This window comes from Streptomyces sp. NPDC012508 (genome assembly GCF_042902595.1).
Classification (GTDB): Bacteria; Actinomycetota; Actinomycetes; order Streptomycetales; family Streptomycetaceae; genus Streptomyces.
Genome location: NZ_JBIBEO010000010.1, coordinates 410,721 through 432,202, shown reverse-complemented (window position 1 = coordinate 432,202; position 21,482 = coordinate 410,721). Strand labels below are relative to the sequence as shown.

Here is a 21,482-nt window from a genome sequence, read left to right as displayed (position 1 = left end):
TACTGCAGGGGGGACCCTGTGGGAGAGTAGGACGCCGCCGAACAATCTTTAGCCTCAACCCCCGGACCTTGTCCGGGGGTTGAGGCATTTTTGCGTTCTGGGCTCGGCGTCCGGACCCCTGTGTACTCGGCCGTCGTGCCTGAGGGTAAGGTCAGGGGGCATCATTGGCACGTTCCAGCACAGGAGGCCCCCGGGTGGAGGTCCAGGAGACTCGCGTTCAGACGGACCGGGTCCTCACCATCCCCAACATCCTGAGCATGGCTCGCCTCGTGGGTGTGCCGCTTTTCCTGTGGCTGATTCTCCGACCTGTGTTCGGCGGGCCCAACAGCGACGGCTGGGCCTTGCTCGTGCTGATGCTCAGCGGTGTGAGCGACTATCTCGACGGGAAGCTCGCCCGGCGCTGGAACCAGATCAGCAACCTCGGCCGGCTGCTCGATCCCGCCGCCGACCGGCTGTACATCGTTTCCACCCTCATCGGACTGACCTGGCGCGAGATCCTGCCGCTCTGGCTGACCATCGCGCTTTTCGCCCGCGAGTTGATGTTGCTCGTCATGGTGGGAATCCTCCGCAGGCACGGCTATCCGCCGCCGCAGGTGAACTTCCTGGGGAAAGCTGCGACTTTCAACTTGATGTATGCCTTCCCCCTGCTGCTGCTCAGTGACGGAACGGGCTGGCTTTCGTCACTCGCCGAAGTTTTCGGGTGGGCCTTCGCCGGATGGGGTACAACTCTGTATTGGTGGGCAGGGATCCTCTACGTGGTCCAGGTCCGTCGACTCGTGAAGGCGGATACCGAGGCCGATTGAGCCCGTCTGTCCTGTGCCGTGCAGCGTCGCCGGCACGTTCGAGGATGCCCGCGGTCCACTGTGCGGGCAGGTGAGGTCGGCAGGACCGTCGTCTCTTCAAGGAGGACGCTTCCGACATGAAGGCCGTCGTGATGGCCGGTGGCGAAGGAACACGACTTCGCCCCATGACCTCGAGCATGCCCAAGCCTCTCCTGCCGGTGGTGAACCGGCCGATCATGGAGCATGTCCTTCGACTGCTCAAGAGGCACGGACTCACCGAGACCGTCGTGACCGTGCAGTTTCTGGCCTCTCTGGTCAGGAACTACTTCGGTGACGGCGAGGAGCTCGGGATGGAGCTCACGTATGCCAACGAGGAGAAACCGCTCGGCACCGCGGGGAGTGTGAAGAACGCCGAGGAGGCACTGAAGGACGATGCCTTCCTCGTCATCTCGGGGGACGCCCTCACCGACTTCGACCTCACCGATCTGATCGCCTTCCACAAGGAGAAAGGCGCGCTGGTCACCGTCTGTCTGACCCGTGTGCCGAACCCGCTGGAATTCGGCATCACGATCGTGGACGAGGAGGGAAAGGTCGAGCGGTTCCTGGAGAAGCCGACCTGGGGGCAGGTCTTCTCGGACACCGTGAACACGGGCATCTACGTGATGGAGCCCGAGGTCTTCGACTACGTCCAGGCCGACACCTCCGTCGACTGGTCGGGTGATGTCTTCCCCCAGCTCATGAAGGAGGGCAAGCCGATCTACGGCTATGTCGCCGAGGGCTACTGGGAGGACGTCGGGACCCACGAGAGCTACGTCAAGGCGCAGGCCGACGTGCTCGAAGGAAAGGTTCAGGTCGAACTCGACGGATTCGAGATCTCGCCCGGCGTATGGGTCGCGGAAGGCGCGGAGGTCCACCCCGACGCCGTGCTCCGCGGGCCGCTGTACATCGGCGACTACGCCAAGGTCGAGGCCGGCGCCGAGGTGCGCGAGCACAGCGTCATCGGGTCGAACGTGGTCGTCAAGAGCGGCGCCTTCCTCCACAAGGCCGTCGTCCACGACAACGTCTACATCGGCCAGCAGAGCAATCTGCGCGGCTGTGTCATCGGGAAGAACACCGATGTCATGCGGGCGGCCCGGATCGAGGACGGGGCGGTCATCGGCGACGAGTGTCTCGTCGGAGAAGAATCGATCGTTCAGGGGAACGTACGCGTCTACCCCTTCAAGACCATCGAGGCCGGCGCCTTCGTCAACACCTCCGTCATCTGGGAGTCACGAGGCCAGGCCCATCTCTTCGGCGCGCGCGGTGTCTCCGGAATCCTCAACGTGGAGATCACACCCGAGCTGGCCGTGAGACTCGCGGGTGCGTACGCCACGACGCTGAAGAAGGGTTCCACGGTCACCACCGCGCGTGACCACTCCCGGGGCGCCCGCGCCCTCAAGCGGGCGGTGATCTCGGCGCTGCAGGCGAGTGCCATCGACGTGCGTGACCTGGAGAACGTACCGCTGCCCGTCGCACGGCAGCAGACCGCCCGGGGAAGCGCGGGCGGGATCATGCTGCGGACCTCGCCCGGAGTTCCGGACTCCGTCGACATCATGTTCTTCGACGAGCGCGGAGCGGATCTCTCGCAGGCGGGGCAGCGCAAGCTGGACCGGGTCTTCGCACGTCAGGAGTACCGGCGAGCCTTCCCGGGTGAGATCGGGGACCTCACCTTCCCGGCGAGCGTCTTCGACTCGTACACCGGCTCGCTGCTGCGGAACGTCGACACCTCGGGGATCGCCGAGGCCGGGCTCAAGGTCGTCGTGGACGCCTCCAACGGCAGTGCGGGGCTCGTTCTGCCCAGCCTCCTCGGCCGCCTCCAGGTGGACTCGCTGACGATCAACCCGGGCCTCGACGAGTCGCGGCCCACGGAGTCGGCGGAGACCCGGCGGGCCGGGCTCGTGCGGCTCGGGGAGATCGTCGCCTCGGCGCGTGCCGCGTTCGGGGTGCGGTTCGACCCGGTGGGCGAGCGGCTGTCGCTCGTCGACGAGCGCGGCCGGATCATCGAGGACGACCGTTCGCTCCTGGTCATGCTCGACCTGGTGGCCGCCGAGCGGCGTTCGGGGCGGGTGGCGCTGCCTGTCACCACCACGCGGATCGCCGAACAGGTCGCCGCGTACCACGGCACGCAGGTGGAGTGGACGACGACCTCGCCGGACGATCTGACCAGGGTCGGACGGGAGGAGTCGACGATCTTCGGCGGAGACGGCCGGGGCGGGTTCATCATTCCCGAGTTCAGCAGCGTCTTCGACGGTGCCGCCGCGTTCGTGCGGCTCATCGGCCTGGTGGCGCGCACCCAGCTCACGCTGAGCCAGATCGACGCCCGTATCCCGCGGGCGCACGTCCTGAAGCGGGACGTGGCGACGCCATGGGCCGTGAAGGGGCTCGTCATGCGCCGCGTGGTGGAGGCGGCCGGCGAGCGTTCGGTGGACACCACCGACGGCGTACGGGTCGTCGAGGCGGACGGGCGCTGGGTGATGGTGCTGCCCGACCCGGCCGAGGCCGTCACCCATCTGTGGGCCGAGGGTCCCGACGACACGTCCGCACAGGCGCTCCTCGACGAGTGGTCGAGCGTGGTCGAGAGCGCAGGTCACTGAACAGATGGGACGTGTGGGCCGGGTGGTGTCCGTCGGACGCCGCCCGGCTCTCCGGTGGGGCCATTCGGCGGTAGCGGCGACGACGTGCGACGATGTGCGGCATGTCGCAGCAGCACCCCGTTCGGAGCACCGGAACCCCGCCCCCGCGTCCGGACGCGTCCATGTCGCTGCTGAACAACGTGATGGACCACGCGCTCGACGACGGCTACGCCGAGGCCTCGGCCCGGCGCGAGGCGGAGGGCGGGGGTCTGCCCCGTACTCTCCGGGCCAAGCTGGGGCTCGCGGCCGGCCTCGTCCTCGCCGCCGCGGTGGTCACCGTGGGTGCGGCGGAGGCTCGGATCTCCGCGCCGGTCGTCGCCAAGGAGCGGCAGGAGCTGATCGACCGGATCGACGCGGAGACGTCGGCGGCCGACAAGCTGGAGCAGGACGTCGAGAAGATCCGCGCCGAGGTGGGGGAGCGGCAGCGCAAGGCGCTCGAACAGCACGGTGGTGACCAGGCCGAGCTGGTGGCGCTGCTCTCCGGAGCGACGCCGGTGCACGGTCCCGGTGTGAAGCTCGTCGTCGACGACGCCAAGGGCACCGAGGAGGGCGGCGGGGGTCCGCGCGAGAGCAGCGGATTCTCCGACACCGGCCGGGTCCGCGACCGCGACATGCAGCGGGTCGTCAACGGACTGTGGGAGTCGGGTGCCGAGGCCGTCGCGATCAACGGGCAGCGGCTGACGTCGCTGTCGGCGATCCGGGCCGCCGGTGACGCCATACTGGTCGACAACAAGCCGCTCGTGCCGCCGTACACGGTGCTCGCGGTGGGGGACGGGCAGCGGTTGAGCACCGCGTTCCAGGACAGCGCCGACGGACAGTACCTGCACGCGCTGCAGGAGAACTTCGGGATCCGCACCAGCATCTCGGCCGAGACCGAGGTGCGTCTGCCGGCCGCGCCGAGCCTGATCGTACGTACAGCAGAGCCGAGGGGAGCCGGGGCCACCAAGCCCAGCGGGCAGGCCACGGCCGACACAGGGAAGGGCACATCTTGATCGCCGTACTGGGCCTGATCGTGGGAGTCGTGGTCGGACTGTTGGTCCGTCCCGAGGTTCCGGCGGTGGTCGAGCCCTATCTTCCGATCGCCGTGGTCGCCGCCCTCGACGCGGTCTTCGGCGGCCTGCGGGCCATGCTCGACGGCATCTTCGTCGACAAGGTCTTCGTGGTCTCCTTCCTGTCGAACGTCGTCGTGGCCGCGCTGATCGTCTTCCTCGGCGACAAGCTGGGCGTCGGCGCGCAGCTGTCCACGGGTGTCGTGGTCGTCCTCGGCATCCGGATCTTCTCCAACGCGGCCGCCATCCGGCGGCACGTCTTCCGGGCGTGACACCGATGAGCGACGCAACGAACCCGGAGACCCCCGAGAACCCGGACGACGACCGGTCGAAGCCCGCAACGCCCGCGGAGCCTTCCGCCCCCGCCGCCCCCGAGGCCCCCGCTGCCTCCGACGCCCTGGTCGGCCCCGACACTCCTGAGCAGCAGCAGCAGACCGGCCGCCAGCGGCTGGCCGCCGGGCTCTGGCCACCGCGGGTGAGCCGGGCCCAACTGATCGTGGCGCTGCTGCTGTTCGTCCTCGGCCTGGGTCTCGCCATCCAGGTCCGCTCCACCAGCGACAACAGCGCGCTGCGCGGAGCGCGCCAGGAGGACCTGGTCCGTATCCTCGACGAGCTCGACGACCGCACACAGCGGCTGGAGGACGAGAAGGCGCGCCTGGAGACCCAGCGCTCGGAGCTGGAGTCCAGCTCCGACCAGGCCGAGGAGGCGCGCAAGCAGACCCAGGAGAAGGAGCAGCAGCTCGGCATCCTGGCCGGAACCGTCGCCGCGGAGGGTCCGGGTATCACGCTGACCATTCGCGGAGCCGCCGCGGCCGTCGAGTCGGACATGCTGCTCGACGCCATCCAGGAGCTGCGGGCCGCCGGCGCCGAGGCGATTCAGGTCAACGACGTACGGGTCGTCGCGGACAGCTACTTTTCGGGAAGTGGCGCCGACATAGAAATCGATGGAACGAAGGTGACCGCTCCGTACGTCTTCAAGGTCATCGGCAAGCCCGAGGATCTCGAGCCCGCGCTCAACATCCCTGGTGGCGTCGTGCAGACGTTGGAGAAGGAGCAGGCCACCGCGACCGTGGCCCGGTCCCAGAAGATCGTCGTGGATGCCTTGCGACCTGCGAAGCGGCCTGACTACGCTCAGTCGTCCTCGCAGTGAGGCGGGGGCGCATGGCGGCCGCGCGACAAGGGGAAGACGTTGCGGGGGGTCGCCGCACCACAAGCGTGGTGCGTGGTGGAAACTGTCGGGTGGATACGGACGTTGTGAGGATGTCCGGGTCGGCAGGTGTGTTCATTCAGGGTTCGTCCTGCCCCACGGGCGGGTCTGTTTCGGTCAAGGGGAATCGCCCGTGAGTTTTTTTGCGAAGTTGTTCGGCAAGAGCGCACGCGAGGACGGCGGCAACGCCAAGCACCGCGCGCCGCGCCACGCCCAGAGCGAGGAGCAGGGTGGCGAACGCCCGCTCTTCCGTGACGAGGTCGACGACCATGGCGCGTCGTCTGTTGACCCTGCCGGTGCCGGGCGCATAGGTTTCGGAGAACCATCAACCTCAGGTACGGGTGGAGGGTTCACCCCCGACCCGTATGCGACACAGACCTCCGCGGGTCAGCCGCGGCAGGAGGACGCGTCCATGCCGGTGTGTACGAGGTGCGGTCACCGCAACGCCGCGGACAGCCGTTTCTGCTCCCACTGCGGCACGCCGCTGCGGGGCGGGGCGCCTGTGGAGCGCGCGTCCGAGACGACGTCGACGATCTCGATCTCCGGCCTCGAGGCGTACGACGCCGAGGTGACCGGCCAGACGGCGATGCCGTCGCTCTCACCCGAGGCCCTGGCGGCCGTCGAGTCGCTGCCGGCCGGATCGGCGCTCCTCGTCGTGCGCCGCGGCCCGAACTCGGGCAGCCGCTTCCTGCTGGACGGCGAGCTGACCACGGCCGGCCGCCACCCGCAGAGCGACATCTTCCTCGACGACTTCACCGTGTCGCGGCGTCATGTGGAGTTCCGGCGGGCGCAGGACGGCAGCTTCACCGTCGCCGATGTCGGCAGCCTCAACGGTACGTACGTCAACCGTGAGCCGATCGACTCGGCCGTTCTGTCCAACGGCGACGAGGTGCAGATCGGCAAGTACCGGCTGGTCTTCTACTCGAGCCAGCGAGGCATGTGACGCCTCCGGGAAGCCTTCAGGGAAGGTCCATGCTGCGAACACCGACGGGCGGTGCCGGTCACGGCGCCGCCACAGCGGGCGACCGGCTGGTGAGCATCGGGACGGTGCTGAACCAGCTGCGTGACGAGTTTCCCGAAGTGACCATCTCGAAGATCCGGTTCCTGGAGGCCGAGGGGCTCGTCGAGCCCCGGCGGACGGCCTCCGGGTACCGGAAGTTCAGCCCGCAGGACGTGGAGCGGCTCGCCCAGATCCTGCGGATGCAGCGCGACCACTATCTTCCGCTGAAGGTCATCCGGGAGCATCTCGACGCCCTCGCCCGTGGCGAGCAGATCAGGCTTCCTTCCCCCAGCCCCCAGCGGGACCTGCTCGACGGCGCGTGGGACGCGGAGAGCGCCCGTCCGACCGCTGCGCGGGTGGGGCGGGCCGAGCTGCTGGCCGCCGCCGAGGTGACCGAGGAGGAGCTCGCGGAGTGGGAGTCGTACGGACTCATCGCCGCGGGATCCGAGGGCGGGTACGACGCCGAGGCCGTCACCGTGGCCAGGCTTGTCGCGGATCTGGGGAGATTCGGACTCGAACCGCGCCATCTCCGGGCGGTCAAGGCGGCCGCCGATCGGGAGGCCGGGCTGGTCGAACAGGTCGTGGCTCCGCTGCGCCGGCACCGTAATCCGCAGACCAGGGCCCATGCGGAGGCCACCGCCAAGGAGCTCGCCGGGCTCTCCGTACGGCTGCATGCGGCACTGGTCCAGACCGCCCTCGGGCTCCGATTGCAGTGATCTTGTGGGGGCCCGACTACCCAAACCGGTCGGGCACGTCCTAGGGTTGCTGTGTGAACGAGCTCGACGTTGTGGGTGTCCGGGTGGAAATGCCCTCCAACCAACCGATCGTGCTCCTGCGTGAAGTGGGAGGCGATCGGTACCTCCCCATCTGGATCGGACCGGGTGAGGCGACCGCGATCGCCTTCGCCCAGCAGGGCATGGCCCCTGCCAGGCCGCTGACGCACGACCTCTTCAAGGACGTCCTTGAAGCCGTGGGCCAAGAGCTCACCGAGGTCCGCATCACCGATCTCCGTGAAGGTGTCTTCTACGCGGAGCTGGTCTTCGCCAGCGGCGTCGAGGTGAGCGCCAGGCCGTCCGACGCGATAGCGCTGGCCCTGCGCACCGGAACGCCGATCTTCGGCAGTGACGGCGTGCTGGACGACGCCGGTATCGCGATTCCGGACGAGCAGGAGGACGAGGTGGAGAAATTCCGCGAGTTCCTCGACCAGATTTCCCCGGAGGACTTCGGGTCCAGCAGCCAGTGAGGTCCGGCCGCTGTTCACGGGGCGCCGTCAGGACATTCGGATAGCCTTTCCCCGGAGAGGGGCACGGGAAACCACTCTCAGGGTGATTATCACTCGGCGTGCCGAGTGTGGCGATCGTTGACGCACCCCGAGTGACTGCCTACCTTCGTGTGGGCAGGTCAAGGACGGAGGGTCGGCGTGATGAGCAGCGGCGACGGTACGGCAGGGGGCTCCCTCGGGCGCGCGCCCGGGGAGAGCGGTCCGTATCCGCTTCACGGCAGTGTGGGCGACTTCGGAGCGGACACGAACGCGGGCGTGGGGGCGGCGCCGAACGCCACTTCCGGCCCGACGGCGGCCGGTACGGACACGGTGGGGTACCGCGGTCCGACGGCTTGTGCGGCGGCGGGGATCACCTACCGCCAATTGGACTACTGGGCACGCACCGGGCTCGTCGAGCCGAGCGTGCGGCCGGCGTACGGATCAGGGACGCAGAGGCTGTACAGCTTCCGTGACGTCGTGGTTCTCAAGATCGTCAAGCGGTTCCTAGACACGGGGGTCGCGCTGCAGAACATCCGTGCGGCCGTTCAGCATCTGCGGGCCCGTGGCTTCCGCGACCTGGAGCGGATGACGCTGATGAGTGACGGCGCGACGGTCTACGAGTGCTCCTCGCCGGACGAGGTCGTGGATCTGCTCCAGGGCGGCCAGGGCGTCTTCGGGATCGCGGTCGGCGTGGTCTGGCGCGATGTGGAGGCGGCGCTCTCCCAGCTGCACGGAGAGCGGATCGACACCGGCGAGACGCTGGTCGGGCACAACCCGGGGGACGAGCTCGCGCGACGACGGCGGGACCGGGCGGTCTGAGGGCCGGGTCGGCCGCCGGGGGCGATCGGTCCGAGGCCGGTCGGTCCGAGGCCGGTCGGTCTGCATTCGCTGGGTCAGAGGTCGGTCGGTCTGGGGTCGGTCGGTCCGGGCGTTCCGCCGGTTCCGGGCTGCGATCGTTTCCGGGAGCGCTTCGGTCTGCGGCGCGGCCGTACGTGCGGTCGATTGTCAGTGGCGTAGGGCAGCATCGGAGATGTGAGAGCCGCGCCGACGATTCTGCATCTCGACATGGATGCCTTCTTCGCGGCCGCCGAGCAGGCGGCGAAGCCCAGTCTGCGCGGAAAGCCTGTGGTCGTCGGCGGCCTCGGCCCGCGCGGGGTCGTCGCCACCGCCTCGTACGAGGCACGGCGCTTCGGTGTGCACTCCGCGATGCCGATGGCGCAGGCGCGGCGGCTGGCGCCCAACGCGGCCTATCTCGTGCCGCGCTTCGGCTTCTACCGGTCGATCAGCGAGCAGGTCATGGAGCTGCTCGGGCGGCTGTCGCCGCTCGTCGAGCCGCTGAGCCTGGACGAGGCCTTCGTGGACCTGGAGGCCGGGGGTGTGGCCGAGGACCGCGCCGGCGCTCTGGAGGCCGGTGAGCGGCTGCGCAGGGACATTCTCGCCACCACGGGGCTGACGGGGTCCGTGGGGCTCGCGGGGTCCAAGATGCTCGCCAAGATCGCCTCCGAGGAGGCCAAGCCGGACGGCCTGGTGCTCATAGAGCCGGGGACCGAGCGGGAGCTGCTGGGGCCGAAGTCGGTACGGATCCTGCCGGGGGTCGGGCCGGCCACGGGGGAGCATCTGCGGCGGGCCGGGATGACGACCGTGTCGGACCTCGTGGAAGCGGGCGAGGACGAGCTTGTACGGCTGCTGGGGCGGGCGCACGGGGCGTCCCTGTACCGAATGGCCCAGGGGTACGACGATCGGCCCGTGGTGGCCGAGAGGGACGCGAAGTCGGTGTCGGTCGAGGACACCTTCGACGTGGACCTGCACGACCGCGTGCGGATCCGGATCGAGGTGGAGCGGCTTGCCGAGCGGTGCGTGGGGCGGCTGCGGGCGTCGGGGCACTCGGGCCGCACGATCGTGCTGAAGGTGCGGCGGTTCGACTTCTCGACGCTGACGCGCTCGGAGACGCTGCGGGGGCCCACGGACGATCCTCTGGTGGTGCGGGAGGCGGCCGGACGGCTCCTCGAGGGCGTGGACACCACGGGAGGGGTGCGGCTGCTCGGTGTGGGGGTGAGCGGGCTCGCGGACTACACGCAGGAGGATCTGTTCGCCCAGGCGGCGGAGGCGGCTGAGGACGCGGGGAGCCCGGGTGGCAGTGGCGGGGGCGGGGCGGCGGAGGAGGTGCCGGCGGCCGAGGCCGTACCCGAGCCGGAGGAACCGCCGGCCGCCGAGCGGAGATGGGCGCCCGGGAACGACGTACGGCATGCCGTGTACGGGGCAGGGTGGGTGCAGGGGAGCGGGGTCGGGCGCGTCACCGTGCGCTTCGAGGAGCCCCAGTCACCGCCCGGGCGGGTGCGGACGTTTCTGGTGGACGATCCGGAGCTGGAGCCGGGGGAGCCGCTGCCGCTGGTGAGGGGTGCGGAAGGCGAGGCGGCGGTCGCCTAGCGGGGTGCGCCCGGCCTTCGGCCGGGCTTGTCGTTCCGTGCGGGTCCTCCCGTGAGTGGTGCCGCGCCGTGGCCCCAGGCGTCAGGCGTCTTCCTGGCCCGCCAGGCGGCCGAAGTCGTGGTCCATCGAGGGCGGCGGCGGGAGCGCCAGGCTGTAGTGGCGGTAGAGCTGGAGCTCCTGCTCGGGGGAGAGGTGCCGGCCCACGCCGAAGTCCGGTGCGTCCTTGATCAGGGCGCGTTCGTACGGGACGTGGAGGCCGTCCTCGACCAGTTCGCTCGGCTCCAGAGGGACGAACGCGTCCCGGCTGAAGAGGCCCGTGCGGACCGCCGCCCATTCGGGGACCCCCGTCGCGTCGTCCAGGTACACCTCGTCCACGGTGCCGATCTTGTGTCCGTTCCGGTCGTACGCCTTGCGGCCGATCAGGCTGCGCGGATCGATGTCGGTCTGCACGGTCCCTCCAACTGGTCGCAACTGCTCTACAAAGACTACGAAAGTGCACATCTGGGATGTCGGCCACTTGAGCGATGAGTCCGGGAACCGCGCTGGTAGGCTGGCTGTGGCTGTCGACACCGTGCGGGAGAGTCCTCCGAAGAAACCTTTCGGAGGCGCCGAAGGAGCAAATCCTCCCCGGAATCTCTCAGGCACCTGTACCGCACGGGCGAGGTCACTCTGGAAAGCAGAGCGGAAGTCCGACGGCATTCGCTCTCACCGACGGTGAAAACCGGCGAGCCACTTCGGCATGCCGGTGAAGCTCTCAGGTTGAGATGACAGAGGGGGAGGCCGTCCGGGCACCCGCGCCGTGGTGCCCCTCGCAGGTCGTGACGACCAGGAGGCCTCCGTACATGACCGCCCACCGCACTCCGCTCTCCGAGCTCGAACAGGGCATCCCGTTCGAGCAGCGGCACATCGGGCCCGACGCCGAAGCACGGGCCAAGATGCTCGCGCAGGTCGGCTACGGCTCCCTCGACGAGCTCACGGCCGCCGCCGTGCCGGACGTGATCAAGAACGCCGAGGCGCTCGGCCTGCCCGCCGCCCGCACCGAGGCCGAGGTCCTCGCGGAGCTGCGTGAGCTCGCCGACCGCAACCAGGTCCTCGCCCCGATGATCGGGCTCGGGTACTACGGGACGTTCACGCCTCCCGTGATCCTCCGCAACGTCATGGAGAACCCCGCCTGGTACACGGCGTACACGCCCTACCAGCCGGAGATCTCGCAGGGCCGCCTCGAGGCGCTGCTCAACTTCCAGACGATGGTCGCCGACCTCACCGGTCTGCCCACCTCCGGCGCCTCCCTCCTCGACGAGGGCACCGCGGCCGCCGAGGCCATGGCGCTCTCCCGCCGTGTGGGCAAGGTCAAGAACGGCGTCTTCCTCATCGACGCCGACGCGCTGCCGCAGACCATCGCGGTCATCGAGACCCGCGCCGAGCCGACCGGTGTCGAGGTCGTCGTCGCGGACCTGTCCGAGGGCATCCCCGCCGAGGTCGCCGAGCGCGGTGTCTTCGGCGTGCTGATCCAGTACCCCGGCGCCTCCGGTGCCGTCCGTGACATCAAGCCGCTCATCGACGCGGCCCACGAGCTCGGCGCCGTCGTCACCGTCGCCGCCGACCTGCTCGCGCTGACCCTGCTCACCTCGCCCGGCTCGCTCGGCGCCGACATCGCCGTCGGAACGACGCAGAGGTTCGGCGTGCCCATGGGGTTCGGCGGTCCGCACGCCGGCTACATGGCCGTCCAGGACAAGCACGCCCGCTCGCTGCCCGGCCGCCTCGTCGGCGTCTCCGTCGACGCCGACGGCAACCGGGCGTACCGGCTGGCCCTCCAGACCCGCGAGCAGCACATCCGCCGCGAGAAGGCCACCAGCAACATCTGCACCGCGCAGGTGCTGCTCGCCGTCATGGCCGGCATGTACGCCGTCTACCACGGCCCCGACGGCCTCAAGGGCATCGCCCAGCGCACCCACCGGTACGCCACGATCCTCGCCGCGGGCCTGAAGGCCGGTGGCGTCGACGTCGTCCACGGAGCGTTCTTCGACACCGTCACCGTGCGCGTGCCGGGCAAGGCCGCCGAGGCCGTCGCCGCCGCCCGTGAGGCCGGCGTCAACCTGTACCTCGTGGACGCCGACCACGTGTCGGCCTCCTGCGACGAGACCACCGGCCGGGCCCAGCTCGACGCCGTGTGGAGCGCCTTCGGTGTCGCCGCCGACATCGAGGCCCTGGACGCCGCCACCGAGGACGCGCTGCCCGCCGGGGTGCTGCGCTCCGACGCGTACCTGACCCACCCGGTCTTCCACGCGCACCGCTCCGAGACGTCGATGCTGCGCTACCTGCGCAAGCTCGCCGACCGCGACTACGCGCTCGACCGCGGCATGATCCCGCTCGGCTCCTGCACCATGAAGCTGAACGCGACCACCGAGATGGAGCCGGTGACCTGGCCGGAGTTCGGCCAGATCCACCCCTTCGCCCCGGTCGAGCAGGCGCAGGGCTACCTCACGCTCATCACCGAGCTGGAGGAGCGCCTCGCCGAGGTCACCGGCTACGACAAGGTGTCGATCCAGCCCAACGCCGGTTCGCAGGGCGAGCTGGCCGGTCTGCTGGCCGTCCGCGCCTACCACCGCGCCAACGGCGACGAGCAGCGCACCGTCTGCCTCATCCCGTCCTCCGCGCACGGCACCAACGCCGCCTCCGCGGTGATGGCCGGCATGAAGGTCGTGGTCGTCAAGACCGCCGACGACGGCGAGGTCGACGTCGCGGACCTGCGCGCCAAGATCGAGCAGTACCGCGACGAGCTGTCCGTGCTGATGATCACCTACCCGTCCACGCACGGTGTGTTCGAGGAGCACGTCGCCGACATCTGCGCCGAGGTGCACGAGGCCGGCGGTCAGGTGTACGTCGACGGCGCCAACCTCAACGCGCTGGTGGGTCTGGCCAAGCCGGGCAAGTTCGGCGGCGACGTCTCGCACCTGAACCTGCACAAGACCTTCTGCATCCCGCACGGCGGCGGCGGCCCGGGCGTCGGTCCGGTCGGTGTCCGCGCGCACCTCGCGCCGTACCTGCCGAACCACCCGCTGCAGCCGAGCGCGGGCCCGGAGACGGGCGTCGGCCCGATCTCGGCCGCCCCGTGGGGCTCGGCAGGCATCCTGCCGATCTCCTGGTCGTACGTGCGTCTGATGGGCGGCGAAGGCCTCAAGCGCGCCACGCAGGTGGCCGTCCTCGCGGCGAACTACATCGCCAAGCGTCTGGAGCCGCACTACCCGGTGCTCTACACCGGTCCGGCCGGGCTCGTCGCCCACGAGTGCATCGTCGACCTGCGCCCGCTCTCCAAGGCGACCGGTGTCAGCGTCGACGACATCGCCAAGCGCCTGATCGACTACGGCTTCCACGCGCCGACGATGTCGTTCCCGGTGGCCGGCACCCTGATGATCGAGCCGACCGAGTCCGAGGACCTGACCGAACTCGACCGCTTCTGCGACACGATGATCGCGATCCGCGGCGAGATCGAGAAGGTCGCGTCGGGTGAGTGGCCCGCGGACGACAACCCGCTGGCCAACGCCCCGCACACCGCGGCGGCGCTCGGCGGTGAGTGGAAGCACGCCTACTCCCGTGACGAGGCGGTCTTCCCGGCCGGTGTCTCGGCCGCGGACAAGTACTGGCCGCCGGTCCGCCGTATCGACGGCGCCTTCGGCGACCGCAACCTCGTCTGCTCCTGCCCGCCGATGGACGAGTACGACAACTGAGCGTGAGCGGCGCGTGAGCGGCCCCCGCCGCGCATGAGTCAGGGCCGGTTCGGAGACTTGTCTCCGGGCCGGCCCTTGCGTGTGCCCTCGTACGTGTCGTGCCCGACGTGCCCTGATGTCAGGCGGCGGTCGTCACCCGGCCCGCAGTCAGCGGGCGGTGCGGGGCGATGATCTGGCCGTCCGGCAGCAGTTCACCGGTGTCCTCGAAGAGCAGGACTCCGTTGCACAGCAGGCTCCAGCCCTGCTCCGGGTGGTGTGCCGTCAGACGGGCCGCCTCCCGGTCGGCGGAGTCGGCGGTGGGACAGGCAGGCTGGTGCTGGCACATGGGTGGGTTCTTTCGCTGCGTCGTGGTGTCTGTCGTCCTGCGGCTCGATGCGGTGCTCATGGCCGCCCCCCGTTGTCGGTTCGGTTGGTCCAGTGTTCCCCTACGGAAGGCGATCCGCAGGGATTTCACGGCAGCTCTTCCTACTGCATGAAGACGTATCACCCGCGCGGGCGGTTCAACTCAACTGGGCGGTCACTTCGGATGGTTCGGGGTAGCCCTGGTGGGCTAGTCCGTACGGGGCGGGCTGTTCGAGGCGGCCGTTCGGACAGTATGGCGCCCCGCGGCCCGTTCCCGGCCGCGGGGCGTGAGGGTGTCCCGGTAGAGGCGGTTCAGGCCGGCGCCGGGGTGCCGAACAGCGGTGGGGGAGCCAGTCGCAGGGTGAGGACGGGCAGCAGGTCGGCGACCCGGTGCGGCCGGTGGGCCGCGATGCCGGGCGGTGCCGGGGCGAGCGGGACCAGCAGATCGGCCGGGTCGGGCGAGGACGACGCTCCGTCGGCGTCCGTGTCGCCGTGCAGCCAGAGCGTCAGCATGTACAGCTCCGGAACGGAGAGCAGTCGCGGCTGGTACATCGTGGGCAGCGACTCGGCCTGGAGCAGGGCGCGTTCGGTGGCCGTGACGTAGGGACCCTCGAAGAAGTGCGAGAAGGACCAGCCGTCAGGGGTGAGCATGGTGTCGGCGCCGGCCACCGCCCGGTCGGTGCCCCTGATCAGGAAGCGCCAGCCGGTCAGCCGCGTACGCGGCGCCTGCCCGGACGGGACGACCTGCTCCCGTACGTCGAGGACGTGGACGGGCAGGGGCACCTCGGGGCTCAGTGGCCCTTGGGCGGCTCGCAGGGCGGGAGTTCGCGCCTCGCGGACGGCGGTGGGGGAACCGAGGGCCGCGAGGACACTGCGCAGGGCCGGCGCAGGGGCCGGGGAGGGTCGGAGCATGATGGGTCGCCTCTCACTCAGGAGACACGGTGACGCGTGGGCAGGTACGACGGCGCTGTGGGCTGCCGGGCCGAGGGGGCCATGAAGCCATGGCCGGGCGCCAACACTCTGCCTCGTTCGCGGAGTTTATACGAGACGTGTTCACGCATTGTTTCCTCTAGCGGTCGCCGATATTGCCGACAAGGCGCCATCCGGCCTTGCTGCGGAGGTGATTCATCGTATTTGCGACGTATGCAGGTCATCTGCCTGCGGGGACTTCACCGATGCGGACGGCCGGATATCGACCCCATGCTTTCGATGAATATGGCCGCGGAATATGTCCTTTGCGGTTGCCCTCGGGACGTGCCGGACGATTGCCTGACCCAGCCTATCGTTCAACGAAGCCGTCCCGCAGGCGTTATGGATCAATCGGGATGGGCATCATCGTCCGTGACACGCGCGGCCGTCGCCGTGGCCGCCCGATCGGGAGGGACGCTTCCATGGGGGAGAAGGTCGTGGCAGACGGGTTCGACCTGTCCGATCGGCAGAGATACCGCAGGAAGCTCCAGCAGTGTCTGGCGGGGCTCGCGAGGCTCCTGGCGGAGAAGAGGTTCGACCGGCCGCGCAATCTGATGGGCCTGGAGATCGAACTCAATCTCGCGGGCGCCGACGGCATGCCGAGGATGGTGAATGGCGCGGTCCTCGAGCGCATCGCGAGCACGGATTTCCAGACGGAACTGGGAATGTTCAACCTCGAAGTGAACATCGCTCCGCACCGACTCGGTGGCCGCGTTTTCGACCGGCTCGCGGAGGAACTCAGGACCGGTCTCGGATATGCCGACCGCAAGGCCCGCGAGGTCGACGCCGGCGTGCTCATGATCGGAATTCTGCCCACGCTCGCACAGGACGATCTCGTCTCCGAGAACCTCTCGGCCGTCGACCGGTACACCCTCCTGAACGACCAGATCGTCGCCGCCCGCGGCGAGGATTTCACGCTCGACATCCATGGCGTCGAGGGGCTCACCTGCACGGCCACGTCGATCGTGCCCGAAGCGGCCTGCACCTCCGTGCAACTGCACCTCCAGGTCACGCCCGCCCGGTTCGCCGCCGTGTGGAACGCGGCCCAGGCCGTAGCCGCGGTCCAGATCGCCGTCGGCGCCAACTCGCCGTTCCTCTTCGGCCGGGAGCTGTGGCGGGAGTCGAGGCCCCCGCTCTTCACCCAGGCCACGGACACCCGGCCGCCCGAGCTCCAGGCCCAGGGGGTGCGGCCGAGGACCTGGTTCGGGGAGCGATGGGTGGACTCCGCGTACGACCTCTTCGAGGAGAACCTGCGGTACTTCCCCTCCCTGCTGCCGATATGCGACGAGGAGGACCCGCTCCTCGTCCTCGACCAGGGCGGGGTGCCGCGGCTCCAGGAGCTCGTCCTGCACAACGGCACCGTCTACCGCTGGAACCGGCCGGTCTACGGCTGGGTCGACGGCGTCCCGCATCTGCGCGTGGAGAACCGGGTGCTGCCGGCCGGTCCGACCGTCACCGACGTCGTCGCCAACGCGGCCTTCTACTACGGACTGGTCCGGGCACTGGCGGAGGACACCCGGCCGATCTGGAAGCGGCTGCCCTTCGAGGACGCCGCCGCGAACTTCGACACCGCCTGCCGCCACGGCATCGAGTCGGAGCTGCGCTGGCCGCGACCGGGCCGCACGGGCGCGGTGGCGACCGTCCCGGCGGTCCGCCTCGTCCTCGACGAACTCCTGCCGCTCGCCGCGTCCGGGCTCGACGCCTGGCACGTCGAACCGGCGGACCGGGACTTCTACCTCGGGGTGATCGAAGAGCGCTGCCGGGGGCGGGTCAACGGCGCCTCCTGGCAGGCCGACACGTTCCACAAGGCGCTGGAGTCCGGCCTCGACCGGGAGGCGGCCCTGGCGGCCACGACCCGCAGATACACCGAGCTGATGCACGGTGGCGAGCCGGTCCACCGGTGGCCCGTGGGGATCGACTAGCCACCCGGAACGGCGCGCGCCCCGGCCCGTCAGCCACCCGGAATGGCGCGCGCACCCGCCCGTCACGCATGATCTCCGTACCCGGAACGCGATGGGGAAGTGGAGAACAGGTGTGGTGTCGGATCAACGAGTGGTGCCCGCTGCCCTTCCGCCCGACGGCCTGCCGCGCCGGATCCTGAGGTCCGAGACGCTGATCGTGCTGGCGCTGTCGCTCGGCGCCAGCGCCCTGTCGTCCCTGATCAGCTTCACCGGCGCGCTGACCAAGCCCGGCGGGCTGAAGGAGCAGGCGGCGACGCTCAACGGCTCGTACACGCCCGGGCGCCCCTGGCTCGATCTGGCCTGGCAGCTCTTCGGCATCGCCTCGGCGCTCGTCCCGGTCGTGCTCGTCGCCCATCTGCTGCTGCGCGAGGGCTCGGGGCTGCGCGCCATCGGCTTCGACCGGACGCGCCCCTGGCCCGATCTCGGCCGGGGAGCGCTGGTCGCGGCGGGGATCGGAAGCGCAGGGCTCGCCTTCTATCTGGCGGCGCGCGGTGCCGGGTTCAATCTGACCGTGGTGCCCGAGTCGCTGCCGGACGTGTGGTGGAAGTACCCGGTGCTGATCCTGTCGGCGATCCAGAACTCCGTACTGGAGGAGGTCATCGTCGTCGGCTATCTGCTGCGCCGGCTCGGGCAGTTGGGATGGTCGCCGACGGCGGCCCTGGTGGCGAGTTCGGTGCTGCGCGGCTCGTACCACCTCTATCAGGGCATCGGCGGCTTCGTCGGCAACGTCGTGATGGGCGTCGTCTTCGTCTACCTCTACCGCCGCTGGGGGCGCGTGGGTCCGCTGGTGGTGGCGCACGCGCTGCTCGACATCGTGGCCTTCGTCGGATACGGCCTGCTGGCCGGAAGGGTGGACTGGCTGCCCACCGTGTAGGCGCAGGCGCAGGCGCAGGCCCGAGGCGGGAGAAGGGGTGTACGGCGACGGCCGTACACCCCTTTCTCGCTGTTCGGAGGAGGACTCAGGCGTTCAGCTCGCCGTCGATGACCGTGACCGCGTGGCCCGTCAGCAGGGTGCGGTCGCCGCGCAACCGGGTGCGGACGATCCCTGTGCGCGCGCCGCCCTGCAATCCGGTGAGGTCGTCGCGACCGAGGCGCGCCGACCAGAAGGGGGCGAGCGCGGTGTGTGCGCTGCCGGTGACCGGGTCCTCGTCGATGCCGACGCGGGGGAAGAAGCCGCGGGACACGAAGTCGTAGCCCCGGTCGGGCTGTTCGGCCCCGGCGGTGGCGATCACTCCGCGCTCGGAGAGGCCGGCCAGGGCCGTGAGGTCGGGCGTCAGGGAGCGGACCGCGACTTCGTCGCGCAGCTCGACGAGGAGATCGCCGATGTGCGCGGCGGTGTCGTGGACGGAGACGATCTCCGCGCCGAGGGCCTTGTCGAGCCCGTCGGGGGCCGCGACGGGGGTCAGCGACGAGGTCGGGAAGTCCATGGTGATGGTGCCGTCCGGCGCCGTCGTGGCGGCGAGGACACCGCAGCGGGCGGCGAAGCGGACGGTTCCGGTCGCGGCGCCCGTGGTGTGCAGGACGTGGGCGGTGGCGAGCGTGGCGTGGCCGCACATGTCGACCTCGGTGGCGGGTGTGAACCAGCGCAGCGCCCAGTCGGCCTCCCCGCCCGGGGGGAGCGGGTGGGCGAAGGCCGTCTCGGAGAGGTTGACCTCGGCGGCCACCTTCTGGAGCCAGTGGTCGTCGGGGAAGGAGTCGAGGAGGAGGACCCCTGCCGGGTTGCCGGAGAAGGGGCGGTCGGTGAACGCGTCGACGATTCGGATCCGCATGGCACGGACCGTATCGGGGCCGCGAAGCCGCAGGCCAAGGCCAATCCGGGCCGACTGGACCGATCGAGTGTTGGCAAACGAACTGTTCCGATATATCGTTGAGGCATCGCGACAGTTCGACGATGTACCCGATGGAAGGAGCGTTGCGATGCGTTCACATGGACACGAACACGGACATGGAGACTGCGGACCCGGCCCTCGTGGTCGGGGAGGCTCTCGCGGTGACTTCGAGGGGCGGCGTGCCGCCTTCGGACAGTTCGGGCCGGGCTTCGGCGGCGGACCGTGGGGCGGAGGCCCCTTCGGAGGCGGACGAGGCCGCGGAGGCGGCGGCCGGGGACGGGCGCGGCGCGGGGATGTGCGCGCCTCGATCCTCGCGCTCCTGAAGGATCGGCCGATGCACGGCTACGAGATGATCCAGGAGATCGGCGAGCGCAGCGGCGGGGCGTGGAAGCCCAGCCCCGGCTCGGTCTACCCGACCCTGCAGCTCCTCGAGGACGAGGGGCTGATCACCAGCGAGAGCGAGGGCGGCAAGAAGCTGTTCACGCTCACCGACGCCGGCCGTGCCGAGGCCGAGTCGGGGCCGGAGGCTCCCTGGGAGGAGGCCGGGCGCGGTGTCGACTGGGAGGCCGTCAACGAGATCCGGCAGGCCGGCTTCGGCCTGATGGAGGCGTTCGGCCAGGTCTGGAAGACCGGCAGCGCCGAGCAGCGGCAGAAGGCCGTCGCGGTCATCAACGAAGCCCGTAAGAAGCTGTACCTGATTCTGGCCGACGAGCACTGAGTGCCCGAAAGCCCGGAGGGCCCCGCGGCGATCGCCGCGGGGCCCTCCGTGTCGCGTCGGTCGGAGGCGCGGACCCGGTCAGGCCACCAGGCCGGCCAGCTTGCGGAGCGACTCGTTCAGTGCGGCGGTCGCGGAGTCCTTCAGCTTGCCCGCCATGAGGGAGACGGCCGCGCCGGTGAACTCGCCGTCGATCCGTACCGTGGTGGCATCCCCCTCCGCGGCCAGCGAGTACCGCGTTCCGACGACGACCCCCATCGGGCCCTTGCCCCGGATGGCCAGCACCCGGGTGGTCTCCAGCTCCTCCACCGTCCAGGTCACCTCGGCGGGGAAGCCCATCAGCTTCATGTTCTCCGCGAAGGTGGCGCCCGTCTCCAGTGAAGTCGGGCCGCCGTTCGGGAAGTTGGTGTGGGTGGCGTTCCACTCGCCGTACGAGGAGAAGTCCGTCAGCTGCGCCCAGACCTTCTCGGCCGGCGCCTCGATCCGTGCCTCCGCGCTGACTTCGGCCATGCGATCCACCCCTTCACGCATTCCGTCCGACTCTGGTGTCGCGGAACGTAGCCGGGTGGCCGCGAACATTCAATACTGATGAACCGTCAGTTCTTCGACGTCACCGATCCACCAGATCCGCGCGGCGTCGAACCAGTCGGAGGCCCGCGGTCCGCCGCCCTCGTCGTGGCAGTGGAACGCGGCCCAGAAGAGATCGGCCGGCAGTGCTTCCCGCGGCGCGTACACGCGGTAGACGTACTGCCGCCCGTCGAGCGCGGGCAGGGCGACCATCCAGAACATGTCCAGGAGACGAAACGGAGGGGCGCCGTGGTTGCATGGGGGGCGCAAAGCAAGGCGGCGCGCGCCCCTCGGGCGTGAAAGCGCGCAATCTCCTCCTGAAGGAGGAGGGGCCGCTCGCGTGTGCCCACCTTCGGTGGGATGCGCACATGCTCCTCGCCGGGGATGCTCCCGCCGCCGGAGGCTGATGAGGTGGGAGGGTGCAAAGCCCTGTCCCACGCGTGCCTCAGCAGCCCCCAGCCCGCCGCCCGGAAATCCAGCTCGGCCGATTCACCGCCGAACTGGCGACGGTCGTGGCGAGCGCGCGCCGCCGAGCCCTGCGCGACGGGGACCGGCAGATCGACACCGCCCATCTGCTGCACTCCCTCATCGAGTCCGACCACGAGGTGGGCGCCGCCTTCGAGGGCGGCCCGCCGCAGCTCGCGCGCGTGCTCGGCTATCTCGTCCAGCGTTCCATCGGCTACGGCCTGCGCTGGCGCGGCTCGGTCGAGGACTCCGGCGCCCTGAACGTCGTACGGGACACGGAAGCCGCGGCGGCCGGCTGGTCGCCCGCGGCGGCCGCCGCGATGGACGGCGCGTGGGAGCGGGCCGAACTCCGCGGAGACCAGCGGGCCCGTGGCCTCGATCTCCTGGCCGTCATCGCCTCCGATCAGGAGAGCCGGGCCGTCGAGGTGCTCCGCCGGGCAGGCGTCGATCCGCTCGCCCTGGCCGACCGGATCGGGGAGCTGTCTCAACAGGTGTGACAGGGGTGACG

Annotated in this window: 21 protein-coding genes and 1 riboswitch; of the genes, 15 read left to right on the top strand and 6 right to left on the bottom strand. The window is 70.0% G+C overall.

Annotated features, from left to right (window positions below; genetic code table 11):
- The first annotated feature begins 194 nt into the window (after positions 1–194).
- The 10 genes from ACFY8U_RS32080 to ACFY8U_RS32035 all read left to right on the top strand — a co-directional run bounded on the left by ACFY8U_RS32080 (position 195) and on the right by ACFY8U_RS32035 (position 10,398).
- Positions 195–803 carry a CDP-alcohol phosphatidyltransferase family protein gene (locus ACFY8U_RS32080; RefSeq protein WP_361437475.1) on the top strand — a complete coding sequence of 203 codons (609 nt, stop codon included), beginning with the start codon at positions 195–197 and terminating at the stop codon, positions 801–803.
- A 116-nt stretch (positions 804–919) separates the two neighbouring features.
- Positions 920–3,415, top strand: coding sequence for a sugar phosphate nucleotidyltransferase (locus ACFY8U_RS32075; RefSeq protein ID WP_389575706.1), 2,496 nt, complete (start codon positions 920–922; stop codon positions 3,413–3,415).
- Positions 3,416–3,516: 101 nt separating this feature from the next.
- Positions 3,517–4,446, top strand: coding sequence for a DUF881 domain-containing protein (locus ACFY8U_RS32070; RefSeq protein WP_361765745.1), 930 nt, complete (start codon positions 3,517–3,519; stop codon positions 4,444–4,446).
- Positions 4,443–4,775: a small basic family protein gene (locus tag ACFY8U_RS32065; RefSeq protein WP_015032176.1), complete on the top strand. Its 333-nt coding sequence runs from the start codon at positions 4,443–4,445 to the stop codon at positions 4,773–4,775. The genes ACFY8U_RS32070 and ACFY8U_RS32065 overlap by 4 nt, the downstream gene beginning before the upstream one ends.
- 5 nt (positions 4,776–4,780) lie before the next feature.
- Positions 4,781–5,653 (top strand): DUF881 domain-containing protein, encoded by an 873-nt coding sequence (locus tag ACFY8U_RS32060; RefSeq protein ID WP_389575705.1) that lies wholly within the window; start codon positions 4,781–4,783, stop codon positions 5,651–5,653.
- A gap of 82 nt (positions 5,654–5,735) precedes the next feature.
- Entirely contained in the window at positions 5,736–6,653 is a 918-nt protein-coding gene (locus ACFY8U_RS32055) for an FHA domain-containing protein (RefSeq protein WP_361598315.1), read from the top strand.
- Positions 6,654–6,682: 29 nt separating this feature from the next.
- Positions 6,683–7,426, top strand: a complete 744-nt coding sequence (locus ACFY8U_RS32050; RefSeq protein WP_389575704.1) for a MerR family transcriptional regulator — start codon at positions 6,683–6,685, stop codon at positions 7,424–7,426.
- Between the two features lie 53 nt (positions 7,427–7,479).
- On the top strand, positions 7,480–7,953 hold the full coding sequence (locus ACFY8U_RS32045) for a bifunctional nuclease family protein (protein WP_158985224.1): 474 nt from the start codon (positions 7,480–7,482) through the stop codon (positions 7,951–7,953).
- 180 nt (positions 7,954–8,133) lie between these two features.
- The gene (locus ACFY8U_RS32040) at positions 8,134–8,790 is read left to right on the top strand and encodes a MerR family transcriptional regulator (protein WP_389575703.1); all 657 of its coding nucleotides are present in this window, start codon (positions 8,134–8,136) and stop codon (positions 8,788–8,790) included.
- 213 nt (positions 8,791–9,003) lie between these two features.
- Positions 9,004–10,398: a DNA polymerase IV gene (locus ACFY8U_RS32035; protein WP_389575702.1), complete on the top strand. Its 1,395-nt coding sequence runs from the start codon at positions 9,004–9,006 to the stop codon at positions 10,396–10,398.
- A gap of 81 nt (positions 10,399–10,479) precedes the next feature.
- Here ACFY8U_RS32035 and ACFY8U_RS32030 read toward each other — a convergent pair whose 3' ends face one another.
- The gene (locus tag ACFY8U_RS32030; RefSeq protein ID WP_361597342.1) at positions 10,480–10,848 is read right to left on the bottom strand and encodes a PRC-barrel domain-containing protein; all 369 of its coding nucleotides are present in this window, start codon (positions 10,846–10,848) and stop codon (positions 10,480–10,482) included.
- A 114-nt stretch (positions 10,849–10,962) separates the two neighbouring features.
- Positions 10,963–11,061, top strand: a riboswitch (glycine riboswitch).
- A gap of 179 nt (positions 11,062–11,240) precedes the next feature.
- Here ACFY8U_RS32030 and gcvP point away from each other — a divergent pair.
- Complete coding sequence (gene gcvP, locus ACFY8U_RS32025; RefSeq protein WP_389575701.1) at positions 11,241–14,126, top strand: aminomethyl-transferring glycine dehydrogenase; 2,886 nt, start codon at positions 11,241–11,243, stop codon at positions 14,124–14,126.
- Between the two features lie 118 nt (positions 14,127–14,244).
- Here gcvP and ACFY8U_RS32020 read toward each other — a convergent pair whose 3' ends face one another.
- Both ACFY8U_RS32020 and ACFY8U_RS32015 read right to left on the bottom strand, forming a co-directional pair.
- Entirely contained in the window at positions 14,245–14,451 is a 207-nt protein-coding gene (locus ACFY8U_RS32020) for a DUF5999 family protein (RefSeq protein ID WP_053648929.1), read from the bottom strand.
- A 329-nt stretch (positions 14,452–14,780) separates the two neighbouring features.
- Positions 14,781–15,380 (bottom strand): hypothetical protein, encoded by a 600-nt coding sequence (locus ACFY8U_RS32015; protein WP_389575700.1) that lies wholly within the window; start codon positions 15,378–15,380, stop codon positions 14,781–14,783.
- Positions 15,381–15,859: 479 nt separating this feature from the next.
- On the opposite strand from ACFY8U_RS32015, the gene ACFY8U_RS32010 reads away from it, so the two are divergent.
- A complete protein-coding gene (locus ACFY8U_RS32010; protein WP_389575699.1) occupies positions 15,860–17,359 on the top strand; it encodes a glutamate-cysteine ligase family protein in 1,500 nt (499 codons plus the stop codon).
- 91 nt (positions 17,360–17,450) lie between these two features.
- On the top strand, positions 17,451–18,272 hold the full coding sequence (locus ACFY8U_RS32005; protein ID WP_389575698.1) for a CPBP family intramembrane glutamic endopeptidase: 822 nt from the start codon (positions 17,451–17,453) through the stop codon (positions 18,270–18,272).
- A gap of 85 nt (positions 18,273–18,357) precedes the next feature.
- Here ACFY8U_RS32005 and ACFY8U_RS32000 read toward each other — a convergent pair whose 3' ends face one another.
- The gene (locus ACFY8U_RS32000) at positions 18,358–19,167 is read right to left on the bottom strand and encodes a PhzF family phenazine biosynthesis protein (protein WP_389575697.1); all 810 of its coding nucleotides are present in this window, start codon (positions 19,165–19,167) and stop codon (positions 18,358–18,360) included.
- A 148-nt stretch (positions 19,168–19,315) separates the two neighbouring features.
- Between ACFY8U_RS32000 and ACFY8U_RS31995 the strand changes: the two genes are divergently transcribed.
- Positions 19,316–19,945: a PadR family transcriptional regulator gene (locus ACFY8U_RS31995; protein WP_389575696.1), complete on the top strand. Its 630-nt coding sequence runs from the start codon at positions 19,316–19,318 to the stop codon at positions 19,943–19,945.
- A 78-nt stretch (positions 19,946–20,023) separates the two neighbouring features.
- Here ACFY8U_RS31995 and ACFY8U_RS31990 read toward each other — a convergent pair whose 3' ends face one another.
- Both ACFY8U_RS31990 and ACFY8U_RS31985 read right to left on the bottom strand, forming a co-directional pair.
- On the bottom strand, positions 20,024–20,452 hold the full coding sequence (locus ACFY8U_RS31990; RefSeq protein ID WP_361597366.1) for an SRPBCC family protein: 429 nt from the start codon (positions 20,450–20,452) through the stop codon (positions 20,024–20,026).
- Positions 20,453–20,521: 69 nt separating this feature from the next.
- Positions 20,522–20,731 carry a hypothetical protein gene (locus ACFY8U_RS31985; protein ID WP_361597369.1) on the bottom strand — a complete coding sequence of 70 codons (210 nt, stop codon included), beginning with the start codon at positions 20,729–20,731 and terminating at the stop codon, positions 20,522–20,524.
- Between the two features lie 197 nt (positions 20,732–20,928).
- Between ACFY8U_RS31985 and ACFY8U_RS31980 the strand changes: the two genes are divergently transcribed.
- On the top strand, positions 20,929–21,471 hold the full coding sequence (locus tag ACFY8U_RS31980; RefSeq protein WP_389575695.1) for a Clp protease N-terminal domain-containing protein: 543 nt from the start codon (positions 20,929–20,931) through the stop codon (positions 21,469–21,471).
- Positions 21,472–21,482 lie beyond the last annotated feature (11 nt).

Excerpts from the sequence above, each read along its gene's own strand:
- ACFY8U_RS32000 (WP_389575697.1), bottom strand. The coding sequence starts at position 19,167 with ATGCGGATCCGAATCGTCGACGCGTTCACCGACCGCCCCTTCTCCGGC.
- ACFY8U_RS32020 (WP_053648929.1), bottom strand. The coding sequence starts at position 14,451 with ATGTGCCAGCACCAGCCTGCCTGTCCCACCGCCGACTCCGCCGACCGG.
- ACFY8U_RS31990 (WP_361597366.1), bottom strand. The coding sequence starts at position 20,452 with ATGGCCGAAGTCAGCGCGGAGGCACGGATCGAGGCGCCGGCCGAGAAG.
- ACFY8U_RS32050 (WP_389575704.1), top strand. The coding sequence starts at position 6,683 with ATGCTGCGAACACCGACGGGCGGTGCCGGTCACGGCGCCGCCACAGCG.
- ACFY8U_RS32005 (WP_389575698.1), top strand. The coding sequence starts at position 17,451 with ATGGGGAAGTGGAGAACAGGTGTGGTGTCGGATCAACGAGTGGTGCCC.
- ACFY8U_RS32015 (WP_389575700.1), bottom strand. The coding sequence starts at position 15,380 with ATGCTCCGACCCTCCCCGGCCCCTGCGCCGGCCCTGCGCAGTGTCCTC.
- ACFY8U_RS32040 (WP_389575703.1), top strand. The coding sequence starts at position 8,134 with ATGAGCAGCGGCGACGGTACGGCAGGGGGCTCCCTCGGGCGCGCGCCC.
- ACFY8U_RS31995 (WP_389575696.1), top strand. The coding sequence starts at position 19,316 with ATGCGTTCACATGGACACGAACACGGACATGGAGACTGCGGACCCGGC.
- ACFY8U_RS32070 (WP_361765745.1), top strand. The coding sequence starts at position 3,517 with ATGTCGCAGCAGCACCCCGTTCGGAGCACCGGAACCCCGCCCCCGCGT.
- ACFY8U_RS32060 (WP_389575705.1), top strand. The coding sequence starts at position 4,781 with ATGAGCGACGCAACGAACCCGGAGACCCCCGAGAACCCGGACGACGAC.
- gcvP (WP_389575701.1), top strand. The coding sequence starts at position 11,241 with ATGACCGCCCACCGCACTCCGCTCTCCGAGCTCGAACAGGGCATCCCG.
- ACFY8U_RS31985 (WP_361597369.1), bottom strand. The coding sequence starts at position 20,731 with ATGTTCTGGATGGTCGCCCTGCCCGCGCTCGACGGGCGGCAGTACGTC.
- ACFY8U_RS32010 (WP_389575699.1), top strand. The coding sequence starts at position 15,860 with ATGGGGGAGAAGGTCGTGGCAGACGGGTTCGACCTGTCCGATCGGCAG.
- ACFY8U_RS32075 (WP_389575706.1), top strand. The coding sequence starts at position 920 with ATGAAGGCCGTCGTGATGGCCGGTGGCGAAGGAACACGACTTCGCCCC.